This window comes from Ottowia pentelensis, from assembly GCF_964341695.1.
On sequence record NZ_OZ224513.1, the window covers coordinates 359,522 to 374,891 of the forward strand.

General features: G+C 69.0%; 24 protein-coding genes. 18 read left to right on the forward strand and 6 right to left on the reverse strand.

What is annotated here, in order from left to right; translation table 11 throughout:
* The first annotated feature begins 182 nt into the window (after nucleotides 1-182).
* The 11 genes from rplC to ACWHMB_RS01745 all read left to right on the forward strand — a co-directional run bounded on the left by rplC (nucleotide 183) and on the right by ACWHMB_RS01745 (nucleotide 5,716).
* Nucleotides 183-860, forward strand: a complete 678-nt coding sequence (gene rplC, locus ACWHMB_RS01695) for a 50S ribosomal protein L3 (RefSeq protein ID WP_377479315.1) — start codon at nucleotides 183-185, stop codon at nucleotides 858-860.
* Nucleotides 860-1,480: a 50S ribosomal protein L4 gene (rplD, locus tag ACWHMB_RS01700; protein ID WP_377479317.1), complete on the forward strand. Its 621-nt coding sequence runs from the start codon at nucleotides 860-862 to the stop codon at nucleotides 1,478-1,480. The genes rplC and rplD overlap by 1 nt, the downstream gene beginning before the upstream one ends.
* Complete coding sequence (rplW, locus tag ACWHMB_RS01705; protein ID WP_377479320.1) at nucleotides 1,477-1,812, forward strand: 50S ribosomal protein L23; 336 nt, start codon at nucleotides 1,477-1,479, stop codon at nucleotides 1,810-1,812. Before rplD ends, rplW begins: the two co-directional genes overlap by 4 nt.
* 3 nt (nucleotides 1,813-1,815) lie before the next feature.
* A complete protein-coding gene (gene rplB / locus ACWHMB_RS01710) occupies nucleotides 1,816-2,640 on the forward strand; it encodes a 50S ribosomal protein L2 (protein ID WP_447648419.1) in 825 nt (274 codons plus the stop codon).
* A gap of 10 nt (nucleotides 2,641-2,650) precedes the next feature.
* Complete coding sequence (gene rpsS / locus ACWHMB_RS01715; protein ID WP_003059413.1) at nucleotides 2,651-2,926, forward strand: 30S ribosomal protein S19; 276 nt, start codon at nucleotides 2,651-2,653, stop codon at nucleotides 2,924-2,926.
* Nucleotides 2,927-2,935: 9 nt separating this feature from the next.
* The gene (gene rplV, locus ACWHMB_RS01720) at nucleotides 2,936-3,268 is read left to right on the forward strand and encodes a 50S ribosomal protein L22 (RefSeq protein ID WP_013517324.1); all 333 of its coding nucleotides are present in this window, start codon (nucleotides 2,936-2,938) and stop codon (nucleotides 3,266-3,268) included.
* Between the two features lie 17 nt (nucleotides 3,269-3,285).
* Nucleotides 3,286-4,182, forward strand: a complete 897-nt coding sequence (gene rpsC / locus ACWHMB_RS01725; protein ID WP_377479328.1) for a 30S ribosomal protein S3 — start codon at nucleotides 3,286-3,288, stop codon at nucleotides 4,180-4,182.
* 3 nt (nucleotides 4,183-4,185) lie between these two features.
* Entirely contained in the window at nucleotides 4,186-4,602 is a 417-nt protein-coding gene (gene rplP / locus ACWHMB_RS01730) for a 50S ribosomal protein L16 (RefSeq protein WP_377479331.1), read from the forward strand.
* Nucleotides 4,603-4,618: 16 nt separating this feature from the next.
* The gene (rpmC, locus tag ACWHMB_RS01735) at nucleotides 4,619-4,816 is read left to right on the forward strand and encodes a 50S ribosomal protein L29 (RefSeq protein WP_377479334.1); all 198 of its coding nucleotides are present in this window, start codon (nucleotides 4,619-4,621) and stop codon (nucleotides 4,814-4,816) included.
* A gap of 11 nt (nucleotides 4,817-4,827) precedes the next feature.
* Nucleotides 4,828-5,097: a 30S ribosomal protein S17 gene (rpsQ, locus tag ACWHMB_RS01740; protein ID WP_377479338.1), complete on the forward strand. Its 270-nt coding sequence runs from the start codon at nucleotides 4,828-4,830 to the stop codon at nucleotides 5,095-5,097.
* Between the two features lie 112 nt (nucleotides 5,098-5,209).
* Entirely contained in the window at nucleotides 5,210-5,716 is a 507-nt protein-coding gene (locus ACWHMB_RS01745) for a peroxiredoxin (RefSeq protein WP_377479341.1), read from the forward strand.
* 74 nt (nucleotides 5,717-5,790) lie between these two features.
* Here ACWHMB_RS01745 and ACWHMB_RS01750 read toward each other — a convergent pair whose 3' ends face one another.
* Complete coding sequence (locus ACWHMB_RS01750) at nucleotides 5,791-6,303, reverse strand: GNAT family N-acetyltransferase (protein WP_447648420.1); 513 nt, start codon at nucleotides 6,301-6,303, stop codon at nucleotides 5,791-5,793.
* Between the two features lie 35 nt (nucleotides 6,304-6,338).
* A complete protein-coding gene (locus tag ACWHMB_RS01755) occupies nucleotides 6,339-7,013 on the reverse strand; it encodes a cytochrome b/b6 domain-containing protein (protein ID WP_377479348.1) in 675 nt (224 codons plus the stop codon).
* Between the two features lie 119 nt (nucleotides 7,014-7,132).
* Between ACWHMB_RS01755 and ACWHMB_RS01760 the strand changes: the two genes are divergently transcribed.
* Complete coding sequence (locus tag ACWHMB_RS01760) at nucleotides 7,133-7,591, forward strand: c-type cytochrome (protein ID WP_377479352.1); 459 nt, start codon at nucleotides 7,133-7,135, stop codon at nucleotides 7,589-7,591.
* Between the two features lie 65 nt (nucleotides 7,592-7,656).
* Here the strand turns inward: ACWHMB_RS01760 and ACWHMB_RS01765 are convergent, their stop codons facing one another.
* From ACWHMB_RS01765 to ACWHMB_RS01775, 3 genes are all read right to left on the reverse strand, one after another.
* Nucleotides 7,657-8,163: a TlpA disulfide reductase family protein gene (locus ACWHMB_RS01765; RefSeq protein WP_377479354.1), complete on the reverse strand. Its 507-nt coding sequence runs from the start codon at nucleotides 8,161-8,163 to the stop codon at nucleotides 7,657-7,659.
* A gap of 57 nt (nucleotides 8,164-8,220) precedes the next feature.
* Nucleotides 8,221-8,952: an alpha/beta hydrolase gene (locus ACWHMB_RS01770; RefSeq protein WP_377479357.1), complete on the reverse strand. Its 732-nt coding sequence runs from the start codon at nucleotides 8,950-8,952 to the stop codon at nucleotides 8,221-8,223.
* 83 nt (nucleotides 8,953-9,035) lie between these two features.
* The gene (locus tag ACWHMB_RS01775) at nucleotides 9,036-10,274 is read right to left on the reverse strand and encodes a CaiB/BaiF CoA transferase family protein (protein WP_377479360.1); all 1,239 of its coding nucleotides are present in this window, start codon (nucleotides 10,272-10,274) and stop codon (nucleotides 9,036-9,038) included.
* Nucleotides 10,275-10,314: 40 nt separating this feature from the next.
* On the opposite strand from ACWHMB_RS01775, the gene ACWHMB_RS01780 reads away from it, so the two are divergent.
* The 5 genes from ACWHMB_RS01780 to ptsP are packed head-to-tail and all read left to right on the forward strand — an operon-like array spanning nucleotide 10,315 to nucleotide 13,303.
* Nucleotides 10,315-10,857, forward strand: a complete 543-nt coding sequence (locus ACWHMB_RS01780) for a hypothetical protein (RefSeq protein ID WP_377479363.1) — start codon at nucleotides 10,315-10,317, stop codon at nucleotides 10,855-10,857.
* Nucleotides 10,858-10,880: 23 nt separating this feature from the next.
* Entirely contained in the window at nucleotides 10,881-11,303 is a 423-nt protein-coding gene (locus tag ACWHMB_RS01785) for a PTS sugar transporter subunit IIA (RefSeq protein WP_377479366.1), read from the forward strand.
* Complete coding sequence (locus tag ACWHMB_RS01790) at nucleotides 11,300-11,569, forward strand: HPr family phosphocarrier protein (protein WP_377479369.1); 270 nt, start codon at nucleotides 11,300-11,302, stop codon at nucleotides 11,567-11,569. Before ACWHMB_RS01785 ends, ACWHMB_RS01790 begins: the two co-directional genes overlap by 4 nt.
* A 7-nt stretch (nucleotides 11,570-11,576) precedes the next feature.
* Nucleotides 11,577-11,918, forward strand: coding sequence for a phosphoenolpyruvate-utilizing N-terminal domain-containing protein (locus tag ACWHMB_RS01795; RefSeq protein ID WP_447648421.1), 342 nt, complete (start codon nucleotides 11,577-11,579; stop codon nucleotides 11,916-11,918).
* Entirely contained in the window at nucleotides 11,894-13,303 is a 1,410-nt protein-coding gene (gene ptsP, locus ACWHMB_RS01800) for a phosphoenolpyruvate--protein phosphotransferase (protein WP_447648422.1), read from the forward strand. The genes ACWHMB_RS01795 and ptsP overlap by 25 nt, the downstream gene beginning before the upstream one ends.
* An 88-nt stretch (nucleotides 13,304-13,391) precedes the next feature.
* Here the strand turns inward: ptsP and ACWHMB_RS01805 are convergent, their stop codons facing one another.
* Nucleotides 13,392-14,270, reverse strand: a complete 879-nt coding sequence (locus ACWHMB_RS01805) for a DMT family transporter (protein WP_377479374.1) — start codon at nucleotides 14,268-14,270, stop codon at nucleotides 13,392-13,394.
* A 183-nt stretch (nucleotides 14,271-14,453) separates the two neighbouring features.
* Here ACWHMB_RS01805 and ACWHMB_RS01810 point away from each other — a divergent pair, with 183 nt between their 5' ends.
* Nucleotides 14,454-15,341 carry a transporter substrate-binding domain-containing protein gene (locus tag ACWHMB_RS01810; protein WP_377479378.1) on the forward strand — a complete coding sequence of 296 codons (888 nt, stop codon included), beginning with the start codon at nucleotides 14,454-14,456 and terminating at the stop codon, nucleotides 15,339-15,341.
* Nucleotides 15,342-15,370 lie beyond the last annotated feature (29 nt).

The following is a 15,370-nucleotide window of genomic DNA, read 5'->3' on the forward strand; positions in this document are numbered from 1 at the left end:
TGCGGCGGGGCTGCATCGGCCCCACCGCGCCAGTCCGCAGACCGGCGCCTTGCCAAGTTTTGGCATTCGCGCTATGATCTGCGGCTTGCCCTTCATGGGGGCAAGTTCAATCAACCCTCTTTCACACACCAAACGCGCGGGCCAATTGAAGCTTCGCGCGGTGAAAGCCAAGGAGTCAATAAATGAGTCAAAGCAATCGATTGGGGTTGCTGGGGCGCAAGGTGGGCATGATGCGTCTGTTCACCGATGACGGCGATTCGGTGCCGGTCACGGTGGTCGATGTGTCGGACAACCGCGTTACCCAGGTCAAGACCCAGCAAAACGACGGCTACGTGGCCCTGCAGGTCACGTTCGGTTCGCGCAAGGCCTCGCGCGTGACCAAGCCCGAGGCCGGTCACCTCGCCAAGGCGGGCGTGCAAGCCGGTGAAATCACCCAGGAATTCCGTGTCGCTGACGACGTGGCGGGCAAGTACGCCGCCGGTGCGCAAGTGCCCGTCGCCGACGTGTTTGCCGCCGGCCAGAAAGTGGACGTGCAGGGCACTTCCATCGGCAAGGGCTACGCCGGCACCATCAAGCGCCACAACTTCAGTTCGCAACGCGCGTCGCACGGCAACAGCCGTTCGCACAACGTGCCGGGCTCGATCTCGATGGCGCAGGACCCGGGCCGCGTGTTCCCGGGCAAGAAGATGACCGGCCACATGGGCGACGAGACCGTCACCACCCAGAACCTGGACATCGTGCGCGTCGACGAAGCGCGCCAGCTGCTGCTGATCAAGGGCGCCGTGCCCGGTTCGCGCGGCGGCTTCGTCACCGTGCGCCCGGCCGTCAAGGCCGCGCCCGCCAAGCAGGAGGCCAACTAATGCAGCTCGAACTCCTGAACGAGCAGGGTCAGGCCGCGTCCAAGGTGGACGCTCCCGAGACGCTGTTCGGCCGTGACTACAACGAAGCGCTGGTGCACCAGCTGGTGGTGGCCTTCCAGGCCAACGCCCGCCAGGGCACGCGGGCGCAAAAAGACCGCGCGACGGTCAAGCACTCGACCAAGAAGCCGTTCCGCCAGAAGGGCACCGGCAACGCGCGCGCCGGCATGACCTCCTCGCCGCTGTGGCGCGGGGGCGGTCGCATCTTCCCCAACAGCCCGCTGGAGAACTTCAGCCAGAAGCTGAACAAGAAGATGTACCGCGCCGGCATGGCCTCCATCCTGTCGCAGCTGGCGCGCGACGGCCGCCTGGCCGTGGTCGAGTCGATGAAGGTCGATTCGCCCAAGACCAAGCAGCTGGCCGCCCGCTTCAAGTCCATGGGGCTCGACTCGGTGCTGGTGATTGCCGACGAGGTCGACGAGAACCTGTACCTGGCCTCGCGCAACCTCGGCCACGTGCTGGTCATCGAGCCGCGTTACGCCGATCCGGTCTCGCTGGTGCACTACAAGAAGGTGCTGGTCACCAAGGGCGCCATCGACAAGCTCAAGGAGATGTTCGCATGAGCCGCATCAACCCGACTCCGGCCGAGCGCCAATTCGACGAAGGCCGCCTGATGCAGGTGCTGGTGGCGCCCATCGTCTCCGAGAAGGCCACCCTGGTGGCCGAAAAATCCAACGCCGTCACCTTCAAGGTGCTGCGCGATGCGACCAAGCCCGAGATCAAGGCCGCCGTGGAGCTGCTGTTCAAGGTGCAGGTCAAGACCGTGTCGGTCACCAACGTCAAGGGCAAGACCAAGCGCTTTGGCCGCACCGTGGGCCGTCGTGACCACGTGCGCAAGGCCTACGTCCTGCTCAAGGAAGGTCAAGAGCTGAACCTGTCCGGGGAGGCTGCGTAAACCATGGCTGTCATCAAGATCAAACCGACTTCCGCGGGTCGCCGCGGCATGGTCAAGATCACCCGCGATCACCTGCACAAGGGTGCCGGTTTCGCGCCCCTGCTCGAACCCCAGTTCCAGCAGTCGGGCCGCAACAACAACGGCCACATCACCACGCGCCACAAGGGCGGTGGCCACAAGCACCACTATCGCGTGGTCGATTTCCGCCGCGACAAGGACGCCATCCCGGCCAAGGTCGAGCGCATCGAGTACGACCCCAACCGCTCGGCGCACATCGCCCTGCTGTGCTACGCCAACGGCGAGCGCCGCTATATCATCGCGCCGCGCGGCGTCGAGGTGGGCAGCCAGCTGGTGAGCGGCGCCGAGGCGCCGATCCGCGTCGGCAACACGCTGCCGATCCGCAACATCCCGGTGGGCTCGACCATCCACTGCATCGAGCTCAAGCCCGGTGCCGGTGCCCAGATCGCGCGCTCGGCCGGCACGTCGGCCACGCTGCTGGCCCGCGAAGGCGTGTACGCCCAGGTGCGCATGCGCTCTGGCGAAGTGCGCAGGATCCACATCGAGTGCCGCGCCACGATCGGCGAGGTGGCCAACGAAGAGCACAGCCTGCGCCAGCTCGGCAAGGCCGGTGTGAAGCGCTGGATGGGTATCCGCCCGACGGTGCGCGGCGTTGCCATGAACCCGATCGACCACCCGCACGGTGGTGGCGAGGGACGTACCGGCGAAGGCCGTCACGCGGTTGACCCATGGGGCAACCTGACGAAGGGCTACCGCACCCGCAACAACAAGCGCACACAGACCATGATCGTGTCGCGTCGCAAGAAGTAAGGGGTAGCAAATGACTCGTTCTCTCAAAAAGGGTCCGTTTGTTGACCATCACTTGCTGGCCAAGGTCGAGAAGGCCATCGCCACCAAGGACAAGAAGCCCGTCAAGACCTGGTCGCGCCGCTCCATGGTGCTGCCCGAGTTCATCGGCCTGACGATTGCCGTGCACAACGGCAAGCAGCATGTGCCGGTCTACGTCACCGACCAGATGGTGGGCCACAAGCTGGGCGAATTCGCCCTGACGCGCACCTTCAAGGGCCACCCCGCCGACAAGAAGGCCAAGAAGTAAGGAATGACCATGTCTGAAACACGTGCAGTCCTGCGTGGCGTCCGCCTGTCGGTTGACAAGGGTCGCCTGGTCGCAGATCTGATCCGCGGCAAGAAGGTGGATCAAGCCCTGGACATCCTGACGTTCACGCAGAAAAAGGCTGCGGGCATCGTCAAGAAGGTGCTGGAGTCCGCCATTGCCAACGCCGAGCACAACGACGGCGCCGACATCGACGAACTGAAGGTCAAGACCATCTTCGTCGAGCAAGGCACCACGCTCAAGCGTTTCACCGCGCGCGCCAAGGGCCGCGGCAATCGCATCAGCAAGCCGACGTGCCACATCTACGTGACCGTGGGTAACTAAGGCCAATAGGAACGAATATGGGACAGAAAATCCATCCTACCGGCTTTCGCCTCTCGGTCAGCCGCAACTGGGCCAGCCGCTGGTACGCGAGCAACCGTGACTTCGCCGGCATGCTGGCCGAAGACATCAAGGTGCGCGAGTTCCTCAAGGCCAAGCTGAAGAACGCCGCCGTCTCGCGCATCCTGATCGAGCGCCCCGCCAAGAACGCCCGCATCACCATCTACTCGGCACGTCCGGGCGTGGTGATCGGCAAGAAGGGCGAGGACATCGAGAACCTGAAGAAGGAACTCGCCACGCGCCTGGGCGTGCCGGTGGCCGTGAACATCGAGGAAGTGCGCAAGCCCGAAATCGATGCCAAGCTGATCGCCGACTCGATCACCCAGCAGCTCGAAAAGCGCATCCAGTTCCGCCGCGCCATGAAGCGCGCCATGCAGAACGCGATGCGCCTGGGCGCCCAGGGCATCAAGATCATGTCCTCGGGCCGTCTGAACGGCATCGAAATCGCGCGTACCGAGTGGTACCGCGAAGGCCGCGTGCCGCTGCACACCCTGCGCGCCGACATCGACTACGGCACCTCCGAAGCCAAGACCACCTACGGTGTGATCGGCGTGAAGGTGTGGGTCTACAAGGGCGACAACCTGGGCCGTACCGACGCGCCCTCGCTGGACAGCACGCCGCGCCCCGAGGGCGAGGAGCGCCGCGGTCCGCGTGGCCCGCGCCGTGACGGCCGCGGTGGCCCCGGCGGCGATCGCCGCGGTGGCCCGCGCCGCGATGCCCGTGGTGGCTCCGGTGCGCCCGCCGATGGCAGCGACAAACCCGCGGAAGGCCAAGGCGCCGACGCACAACCCGCCGTTAAGCGCGTCCGCAAAGCCGCCGCGCCTGCTGCATCGGCAGACGGCGCCCAAGGAGAGTAAACGATGCTGCAACCTGCTCGCAGAAAGTACCGCAAGGAGCACAAGGGCCGCAACACCGGGATCGCCACGCGCGGCAACTCGGTGGCCTTTGGCGACTTCGGCCTCAAGTCCACCGACCGCGGCCGCCTGACGGCGCGCCAGATCGAGTCCGCCCGTCGCGCCATCTCGCGCCACGTCAAGCGCGGCGGCCGCATCTGGATCCGCGTGTTCCCGGACAAGCCCATTTCCACCAAGCCGGCCGAGGTCCGCATGGGCAACGGCAAGGGCAACCCCGAGTACTACGTGGCCGAAATCCAGCCCGGCAAGGTGCTGTACGAGATCGTCGGCGTGCCCGAGGATCTGGCGCGCGAAGCGTTTGCGCTGGCCGCTGCCAAGCTGCCGCTGCGCACGACCTTCGTCACCCGCATGATCGGCCAGTAAGCGAAGGAACATGACGATGAAAACCGCTGAATTGCGCCAAAAGGACGTCGCCGGCCTGCAAGCCGAGGTCAAGGAGCTGCAAAAGGCTCACTTCAACCTGCGCATGCAGAAGGCCACACAGCAGCTCAACAACACGGCCCAGCTGGCCCAGACGCGCCGCTCCATCGCGCGCGCCAAGACCGTGCTGGCCGAAAAGCAGGCTGCGGCCAAGTGAAGGACCCGACCATGACGGAAGCCAAACCATCCCTCAAGCGCACCCTGATCGGCAAGGTGGTGAGCGACAAGCGCGCCAAGACCGTGACGGTGCTGATCGAGCGTCGCGTCAAGCACCCGATCTACGACAAGATCGTGATGCGCTCCAGCAAGTACCACGCCCACGACGAAAAGGGCGAGTTCAAGCTGGGCGACACCATCGAGATCACCGAAAGCCGCCCGCTGTCCAAGACCAAGAACTGGGTGGCCACGCGCCTGGTGCAGAAGGCCGCGCAGGTCTGACCGCACCCCCGCTTTCGCGCCGCTTCGGCGCGGATCGCCAAAACGGCCCACAATGTGGGCCGTTTTTGTTGGCGCCGTGACGACGGCATCGTTTCACTCTCAAGGAGCATTCATGATCAAGCTTGGAGACAAGTTGCCGGCGGTCAAGCTGGCCGAATACGTCGAGGTCGAGGGCAACGGCTGCAGCATCGGCCCCAACCCGGTGGACGTGACGCAGGCCGCCGCCGGCAAGACCATCGCGCTGTTTGCCGTGCCCGGCGCCTTCACGCCCACCTGCTCGGCCCAGCACGTGCCCAGCTACCTGAAGAACGCCGACGCGTTGAAGGCCGCCGGCGTGGATGAAATCTGGTGCCTGGCGGTCAACGACGCCTTCGTCATGGGCGCCTGGGCGCGCGACGAGAAGACCGCCGGCAAGATCCGCATGCTGGCCGACGGCGACGCGGCCTTCGCCAAGGCCGCGGGTCTGACGCTGGACCTGACCGGCAAGGGCCTGGGCCTGCGCAGCAACCGCTACTCGATGCTGGTCAAGGACGGCAAGGTCGTCACCCTCAACGTCGAAGGCCCGGGCAAGTTCGAGGTCAGCGACGGCGCCACTATGCTGGCGCAGGTCAAGGGCTGATTGATATAAAAATCATAGCTACTCGCGCTTGTCTGGCGGGCGCTGCAGCCTGAAATGACGTGAAGACCGGGCGCTCACAAGGCGTCCAGATCCACCTTCAGGTAATGCGCCCCCGGCAGCGGGTTGTGGTAGTAGGGCGGGATTTCCTCGAAACCCAGGTTGGCGTACAGCGCGCGCGCCGACTCCATCTCGTCCAGCGTGTCCAGCAGCACGCAGGCGTAGCCCCGTTGCAGCGCAGCCTCCAGGATGGCCTCGCTGAGCTGGCGCCCCAGGCCGAAGCCGCGAAAGGCCTTGCGCACGTACAGCCGCTTCATCTCGGCCGCGCCGGCGTAGTCGGCGTCGTCCTGCGGGCGCAGCGCGCAGCAGCCGGCCAGCGCGCCGTCGACCAGCGCCAGCAGCAGCGTGCCGCGCGGCGCCGCGTACTCGCCCGGCAGGCCGGCGAGCTCGTCGGCAAAGCCCTGAAAGCACAGGTCCACGCCCAGTTGATCGGCGTATTCCTGAAACAGGGCGCGTGCGCCCTCGATCTGCTCGGGCGTCTGGGCGACGACCAGCTCGACGGCGGGACGGGATTCGGTGGCGGGAGACATCGGCAGGGCGCGGGCAGCAGGAGGGCGCTGGCAGTTTAGCCCAGCGATGCGCGCGCGCCCCACTGCACCACGGCGTACACCACGGCGGCCGCGGCCGCCAGCACGAGCACGGCCGCCGCGCGCGTGCCGGCGCCGTCGCGCGACGCCGGCACGGCCTGCGCCAGGGTCTTGTCGCCGCTCAGCATGGGGCGCACCAGGTTCTGGCCGCGCCGCCAGTACCACACGATGGCCGCCACGTGCAAGGCGACCAGGGCCAGCACCAGCGCCTGGCCGGGGCCGGTGTGCCAGCGCGTGGCCAGCTTGATGAGCGCGTGTGAGGCGCGCGCGGTCAGGGGGCCCGAATAGGCGATCTCGTCGTCCGCGAACAGCCCGCTGGCCACCTGCAGCGACAGCACCGCCAGCATGGCCAGCACCGACAGCGCGCCCAGCGGGTTGTGGCCGGCGTGCAGCGAGGCCTCGGGGCTGCCGCGCAGATAGGCGCGCAGCCGCGCCGGCGTCGGCACGAAGCGGGCAAAACGCGACCAGTGCCCGCCCAGCACGCCCCACACCAAGCGAAACAGCAGCAGCGCGAACACGAGGTAGCCCAGGCGCATGTGCAGGTGCATGGCGTCGCCGCCCACCTTGGCGCTGATCACCAGCAGGACCACGGCCAGCGCCAGCACCCAATGAAACAGGCGGGTGGGCAAATCCCAGATGCGAACACTTGGCATGACTTCACGTGAGGGGAGGGTCAAAAAATCGCCGCAAACCCGCGATGCTGCGGCACTTTCCGTGAACCGGCAGTCTAAGCGAGTCCGCCCCTTCTTTCATCCACAGGAGTCTTGTCCGCATGAAAACCCCCGTGATCGTCTCGCTGGCCCTCGCGGCCTCGTTGGTCTCGCTGTCGGCCTCGGCCGAATTCGCCAAGTCCGAGGACGCCATCAAGTACCGCCAGAGCGCGCTCACCGTGATGGGCACGCACTTTGCCCGCCTCGGTGCCATGGCCAACGGCAAGCTGCCCTACGACGCGGCGCAGGCGGCGCGCAACGCCGAGGTGGTGGCCCTGGTGTCGCACCTGCCCTGGGCGGGCTTCGCCCCCGGCACCGACAAGGGCCGCGAGAGCGCCGCGCGCCCCGAGATCTGGCAGGAGCAGGCCAAGTTCAAGGACCGCGCCGACAAGATGCAGACCGCCGTGGCCGAGCGCCTGCTGCCCGCCGCCCGCAGCGGCAACCTCGACCAGCTCAAGGCCGCCTTCGGCCCCACCGCGCAAAGCTGCAAGGCCTGCCACGACGACTTCCGCCGCCGGTAAAGCGCCGGCCGGGCATGACAAAGGGCGCTCCGTGGAGCGCCCTTTTTTGCGTGGGTGGGTTGCCCTCAGGCGGCCAGCAGCTTTTCGATCAGCCGGTGCAGCTCGTCGAAATTGGGCGCGCCGACGTATTTTTTGACGATCTGGCCCTGCTTGTCGACGATGTAGGTGGTGGGCGTGAGTTGCACCTCGCCCCAGGCCTTGGCCACGGCGCCGGTGTTGTCGATGGCCACCTTGAAGGGCAGCTTGCGCGTTTGCGCGAAGTTGACGACGTAGGCGGGCGGATCGTAGGACATGGCCACGGCGATGGTGTCGAAACCCTGGTCCTTGTACTTGTCGTAGGTGTCGATCACCTGCGGCATCTCGCCCACGCAGGTGGTGCAGCTGGTGGCCCAGAAGTTGACCAGGGTGACCTTGCCCTTCATGTCCTGCGTGGTCTGGCTGGAGCCGTCCAGCAGCACGAAGGTGGACAGCGGTGCGGCGTCGTTGCCGCAGCCGGCCAGCAGCGCGCTGGCGCCGACCAGGGCGGCCAGCGCAACGCGGCGGGTGGAGGATGCGAGGTTCACGGGGTGCATTTTAGGACGGCCGGCCGGTTTGTGCAGTCCGGTTGGAAACCGCCCGCCGGCAAAAGTTCAGGCCAGCTCCAGCAACAGGCGCGTCATGGCCGCGCGCTCGCTCAGCATGGGGTCGTGCCCGGTGGCCAGCTCGACGATGCGGCTGCCCGGCAGCCAGGCGCCGTCCCAGAACCTGGCGTCGCGCACGCGCGGGCGAATGGCGTCGATGGTGGCCAGCGCGGGCTGGGTGCAGTTGATGAAGGTGCGCGGCACGCGGGCCACGCGCGCGGGGTCGAAGTCGAGCGCCGCCTCGTAGGTGTGGCCGGGGTGGGGCGTCTGGCGGCGCTTGACCCATTCGTAGTCCGCGTCCTGCAGGCCGAACACCGCCGGGTCGGGCGGCGGAAAGGCGAAGTCGGGCGTGGCGGCGGCCGCCGCCAGGCGCGCCTGGCGCGTGGCGCGGCCGTGCGTGCTGCTCCAGCTCTCGCCGGGCTTTGGCACCACGGCGTCGACATAGACCAGGTGCCGCAGCGCGCCCGCCGGCTCGCGGTCGGCCACGGCCGTGCCCAGCATGCCGGCGTAGGAATGCACGACCAGGATGCAGTCGGCCAGTTCCTCGGCCGCCAGCGCGGCGCGCACGTCGGCGATGTGCGTCTCCAGCGTGATGGCCGGTGACAGCAGGTGCGCGCGCTCGCCCAGGCCGGTGAGGGTGACGGCTTGCGCGTGGTGGCCGGCGCGGATCAGCGCGTGCTGCACCGGTCGCCAGTACCACGCGCCGCCCCAGGCGCCGTGCACGAGCAGGTAGTTGGCCATGGCTTGAACTCCTCCGGTTTATGGGTCGAATCTGGCTCCAGCCAGCATGTGGCAAGCGCAAACAGCTATTAAAAATATAGTGTTCATCCAATCACGCCCTGCGCGCGCAGCGCGGCGGCGCGCTCGGCGTCCCAGCCCAGCAGCTCGCGCAGCAGCTCGTCGGTGTGCTGGCCCAGCAGCGGCGGCGGCCGCTCGTGGCGCACGGGCGTGCGGCTGAGCTTGAGCGGGCTGGCCACCAGGCGCAGCTCGCGCTTGGCCGGGTGCTGCCAGCTGTCGACCATGGCGCGCTCGCGCACCTGCGGGTCGGCGAACACCTCGGCCAGGTTGTTGATGGCGCCGCAGGGCACCTGCGCGGCCTCCAGCGCGGCCAGCCAGTCGGCCTCGGCGCGGGTCTTCATCACCGCCTCCAGCAGCGGCACCAGGATGGCGCGGTGCGTCACGCGGTCGCGGTTCTTGACGAAGCGCGCGTCCTGCGCCAGCTCGGGGCGGCCGGCCACCTGGCAGAACTTGGCGTACTGGCCGTCGTTGCCCACCGCCAGGATGATGAAGTCTTGGCTGCCGTCGGGCTTGGGCGCCACCTCGAACACCTGGTAGGGCACGATGTTCTGGTGCGCGTTGCCGGCGCGGCCGGGCACCTTGCCGCTGACCAGGTAGTTGGCGCCCAGGTTGGCCAGCATGGCGGCCTGGGTGTCGAGCAGGGCCATGTCCAGGTACTGGCCCTCGCCCGTGCGCTCGGCATGGCGCAGCGCGGCCAGGATGCCGACCGTGCTGTACATGCCGGTGAACAGGTCGGCCACCGCCACGCCCACCTTCTGCGGGCCGCCGCCGCGGTCGTCGCGCTCGCCGGTCACGCTCATCAGCCCGCCCATGCCCTGCACGGCGTAGTCGTAGCCGGCGCGCGCGGCGTAGGGCCCGGTCTGGCCGAAGCCGGTCAGGCTGCAATACACCAGGCGCGGGTTGAGGGCCGCCAGGCTGGCGTAGTCCAGCCCGTAGCGCGCCATGTCGCCGACCTTGAAGTTCTCGATGAACACGTCGCAGTGCGCCACCAGCGCGCGAATCAGCTGCTGGCCCTCGGGCCGCGCGATGTCGCAGGCCAGCGAGCGCTTGTTGCGGTTGGCGCTGAGGTAATAGGCGGCGTCGGGCGTCTCGCGGCCGTCGTCGCCGACCAGAAAGGGCGGGCCCCAGCCGCGCGTGTCGTCGCCGCTGCCCGGCCGCTCGATCTTGATCACGTCGGCGCCCAGGTCGGCCAGGGTCTGGGTGCACCAGGGGCCGGCCAGGATGCGCGACAGGTCCAGAACGCGAATGCCATCCAGTGAGTTCATGGGCCGATTATGGTGCGCGCGCCAGCCCATAATCGCCCGCATGACGATGCTGCGCGCGGCCCTGGCGGCCCCCCTGGTGATGTTGCTGCTGGCCTGCAGCCCGGCGCTGAACTGGCGCGAGGTGGCGCTGCAGCGCTCCAGCGCGCACGCGCTGCTGCCCTGCAAGCCCGAGCGCGCCACGCGCAGCGTGCCGCTGGGCGGCGTGGCCACCGAGCTGGCGGTGGTCGGCTGCGACGCCGCCGGCGCCACCTTTGCCGTCATGACGGCCAGCGCGCCGGCCGGCGCGTCGCCCGACGCCGTGCTGGCCGGCTGGCAGCAGGCCACGCTGGCCAACATGCAGGCCGACGCCGCCCAGGTGCAGCGCAGCGACTTCCGTCCCACCGGCGGCCTGCCGCTGGCGCACGCGCAGCGCATCGTGGCCCAGGGCCGGCGCGCCGACGGCCGCGCGGTGGCGGCGCAGGCGGTGTGGAGCGCGCACCCCGCGCCCGAGGGCGGCGGCATCGAACTGCTGCACGCCGTGGTGTACGCCGAGCGCGCCGACCCGGTGGCGGCCGACGCCTTTTTCGCCGGCCTGGGCTGGTGAGGCGCACCGATAATCGAGGCCCCATGAACGCCGTGCTCGTGATCGCCCACGCCCCGCTGGCCAGCGCCCTGCGCGAGGCCGCGCTGCACATGCTGGCCGACTGCGCGCCCGACCTGCAGGCGGTGGACGTGCGCGCCAGCGATGCGCCCGAGGCCAGCCTGGCCGACGCGCGCGCCGCGCTGGCGCGCTGCGCCGGTGCCGAGGGCGTGCTGATCCTGGCCGACGTGCTGGGCGCCACGCCCTGCAACGTGGCCACGCGCCTGCTGGCCGGCGAGCGCACGCGCCTGGTCGCCGGCGTCAACCTGCCCATGCTGCTGCGCTCGCTGTGCTATCGCCACGAGCCGCTGGCCGCCCTGACCCAGCGCGCGCTGGCCGGCGGCGCCAGCGGCGTGGTCGAGGTGCCGGCGCGGCCCGCCGATTCCCCAGCCCGCCCCACCGCATCATGACGCGCAGCGAAGTCACCATCTCCAACAAGCTGGGCCTGCATGCCCGCGCCTCGGCCAAGCTGACCAAGCTGGCCGCCAGCTACCCGTGCGAGGTGTGGATGAGCCGCGGCGAGCGGCGCATCAACGCCAAGAGCATCATGGGCGTGATGATGCTGGCCGCCGGCATCGGCGCCGTGGTGCAGATCGAGACCGAGGGCGAGCGCGAGCAGGAGGCGATGGAGGCGCTCGTGGGGCTGATCAACGACAAGTTCGGCGAAGGACAGTGAGGCCATCATGACCATCGCCATCCACGGCCTGCCGGTGGCCCGCGGCATCGCCATCGGCCGCGCGGTGATGGTGGCGTCCAGCCGGGTCGAGGTGGTGCACGACTTCATCGAGCCCGACCAGGTCGAGGCCGAGGTGGCGCGCCTGCGCACCGCGCGCGGCGCCGTGGTGGCCGAGCTGCAGCGCATGCAGCGCGAGCTGCCCAAGGACGTGCCGGCCGAGCTCACGGCCCTGCTGGACGTGCACCTGATGCTGCTGCAGGACGAGCTGATCACCGCCGGCGTGCGCCAGTGGATCACCGAGCGCCACTACAACGCCGAATGGGCGTGGTCAGCCAGCTCGAGGTGCTGACGCGCCAGTTCGACGAGATGGAGGACGAGTACCTGCGCGAGCGCAAGGCCGACCTGGAGCAGGTGGTCGAGCGCGTGCTGCGCCGTCTCAAGGGCCTGGCGCCGCCGGTGCCGCTGGCCGCGCCGCGTGCCGTGCGCGCCGAGGGCGAGGTGCTGGTGCTGGTGGCGCACGAGCTGTCGCCGGCCGACATGCTGCAGTTCAAGAAGAGCGTGTTCGCCGGCTTCGTCACCGACCTGGGCGGCAAGACCAGCCACACCGCCATCGTCGCGCGCAGCATGGACATCCCCGCCGTGGTGGGCGCGCGCGTGGCCAGCGACCTGGTGCGCCAGGACGACCTGCTGATCATCGACGGCGACGCCGGCGTGATCCTCATCGACCCCTCGCCCATCATCCGCGAGGAATACGCCTACAAGCAGCGCCAGGCCGAGCTGGAGCGCGGGCGCCTGGCGCGCCTGAAGCACACGCCGGCGCTGACGCTGGACGGCGAGCGCATCGAGCTGCTGGCCAACATCGAGCAGCCCGACGACACCCCCGCCGCGCTGGACGCCGGCGCGGTGGGCGTGGGCCTGTTTCGCAGCGAATTCCTGTTCATGGGGCGCGAGGGCAAGCTGCCCGACGAGGAAGAGCAGTACCAGGCCTACCGGCGCGCGGTGGAAGGCATGCACGGCATGCCGGTCACCATCCGCACCATCGACGTCGGCGCCGACAAGCCGCTGGACGACCGGCGCGAGAGCACGCACCTGAACCCCGCCCTGGGCCTGCGCGCCATCCGCTGGAGCCTGTCCGAGCCGGCGATGTTCCTGACCCAGCTGCGCGCCCTGCTGCGCGCCGCCGCGCACGGCCAGGTGCACGTGCTGATCCCGATGCTGGCGCACGCCAGCGAGATCCGGCAGACGCTGGAGCTGCTGGCGCAGGCGCGCGCGCAGCTGGACGCGCGCGGCCAGGTGCACGGCGTGGTGCAGGTGGGTGCCATGATCGAGGTGCCGGCCGCCGCCCTGACGGTGAACATGTTCCTGCGCCACTTCGACTTCCTGTCGGTGGGCACCAACGACCTGACGCAATACACCCTGGCCATCGACCGTGCCGACGAGTCGGTGGCGCACCTGTACGACCCGCTGCACCCGGCGGTGCTGCAGCTGCTGGCGGCCACCATCGCCGCCGGCCGCGCGCAGGGCAAGCCCGTCACCGTGTGCGGCGAGATGGCGGGCGACCCGGCCATGACGCGGCTGCTGCTGGGCCTGGGCCTGCGCAGCTTCTCCATGCACCCGGCGCAGATCCTGCCCGTCAAGCAGGAAATCCTGCGCGCCGACGCCGGCAAGCTGGCGCCCTGGGCGCAGGCCGTGATCGAGAGCGACGAGCCGGCGGCGCTGCTGACCGAGCCGTGAGCGGGCGCCGGCGCGTGGCCGGCGATTTCAAGCAAAATCGGCCTGTAGCGCCCGCCACTCAAGCGCAAACAGCTATCAAATATATAGTTTATCGGGCACGCGTGCCGATCACCGCCGCGCCCAGGATCAGCACCGTGGCCAGCAGCACCGAGCCGCTGATGGCGCGCCCCGTGCTCCACAGCAGCAGCGCGGTGGACAGCAGCGGCGTCAGGTAGCTCAGCACGCCGATCTGGCGCGCGTCGCCCAGCTTCAGCGCCTTGTCCCACAAGAAGAACGCGCCGCCCAGCGGGCCCAGGCCCAGCGCCGCGATCAGCGCGATGTCGCGCCCCGACAGGTTGACGGCCGGCTCCAGCAGCGCGTGGCAGACCAGCGCCAGCGCGCCCGACACCAGGCCGAAGCCGCCGATGGCGGCGGTGGGAAAGTCGCGCCCCGTCAGCGCCAGGCGCTTGGTGCCCAGCGAGTAGGTCGACCAGATGAAGGCCGCGCCCGCCGCGCAGGCAAAGCCCAGCGCGGCGTTGCCCGGCGCCTCGGCCGCCGCGCCGCCGCGCCCCAGGATGGCGATGGCCGCGCCGGCAAAGCCCGCCAGCGCCGCGCCCACGTGCGCCGCCGTCAGGCGCACGCCCGGCAGCAGCAGCGGCGCCAGCAGCACGATGCCCAGCGGCCACAGGTAGTTGACCAGGTTGGCCTCCACCGCCGGCGCCTGCCCCAGCGCCGTGAACAGCAGAAAGTGATAGCCGAACAGGCCGTACACCCCCAGCGCCAGCGTGCGCCAGGGCACCACCAGGCGCCGCACGTCGAAGCGCACCAGCGGCAGCGCGATCAGGCTGCCGGCCAGCAGGCCCAGGCCCGTCAGCAAGAAGGGCGGCACGTGCCCCAGCGCCGCGCCCAGCGTGGCCAGCGAGGCCCACAGCGCGATGGTGGCCAGGGCCAGGCCGTTGGCCAGGCGGTTGGAGGCAGCGGGGGGCATGGTGGCGAAAAGGGCCGCGCGGGCGCGAAAGGCGCGATCTTACGGGCTCGGCCGCGCCCGCCGGCGGGGCCATCCAAGGGCTTTCCTGCTTGCCAAGGGCGCGGCGCACCGGCAGCATCCCCCGCAGCCCGCCATGCGGGCCCAAGCTTCGTCAACCTTCTCTCCTGTCAAAGGACCGGTTTCATGAAACATGCCTTTTTGCTGACCGGCGCCGCGCTGGTCTGTGCCCTGAGCGTTCCGGCCCAGGCCGCCGACACCCTGGCCAAGGTGGCCGCCGACAACAAGATCACCTTCGCCTACCGCGACTCGTCCGTGCCCTTCAGCTACCTGGCCGGGGCCGACAAGCCGGTCGGCTTCGGCGTCGAGATCTCCAACGCCGTGCTGGCCGCGGTGCAAAAGGCGCTGGGCAAGAACGACATCCAGGTCGGCTGGCAGTCGGTCACCTCGGCCAACCGCATTCCGCTGCTGGTCAACGGCACCATCGACCTGGAGTGCGGCTCCACCACCAACAACAGCGCGCGCGGCAAGGAAGTCAGCTTCGCCACCAACTACTTCTACACCGGCACGCGGCTGATGGTCAAAAAGAGCTCGGGCATCCAGAACTGGGCCGAGCTGAAGGGCAAAAAGGTGGCCATCACCACCGGCACCACCAACATGCAGGTGGTGCGCCGCTACAACGACGAGAAGAACCTGAACCTGGACATCATCGGCACCAAGGACCACGCCGACGCCGCCATGCTGGTGGAGACCGGCCGCGCCGACGCCTTCGCCATGGACGACATCCTGCTGTTCGGCCTGAAGGCCAATGCCAAGGATCCGGCGGCGCTGGACGTGGTGGGCCAGTCGCTGCAGGTCGAGCCCTACGCCTGCATGGTGCGCAAGGACGACCCCAAGTTCAAGGCGCTGGTCGACGGCGTGATCAACGACATGATGAAGTCGGGCGCCTTCACCAAGCTCTACGACAAGTGGTTCATGGAGCCCATCCCGCCGCGCAACCAGGCCATCGGGCTGCCGATGAGCCAGGAGCTGAAGGACAACCTCACGGCGCTGAGCGACAAGCCGGCGACTTGAATCACCACCCCCGTTGCTCCACTCGCTGC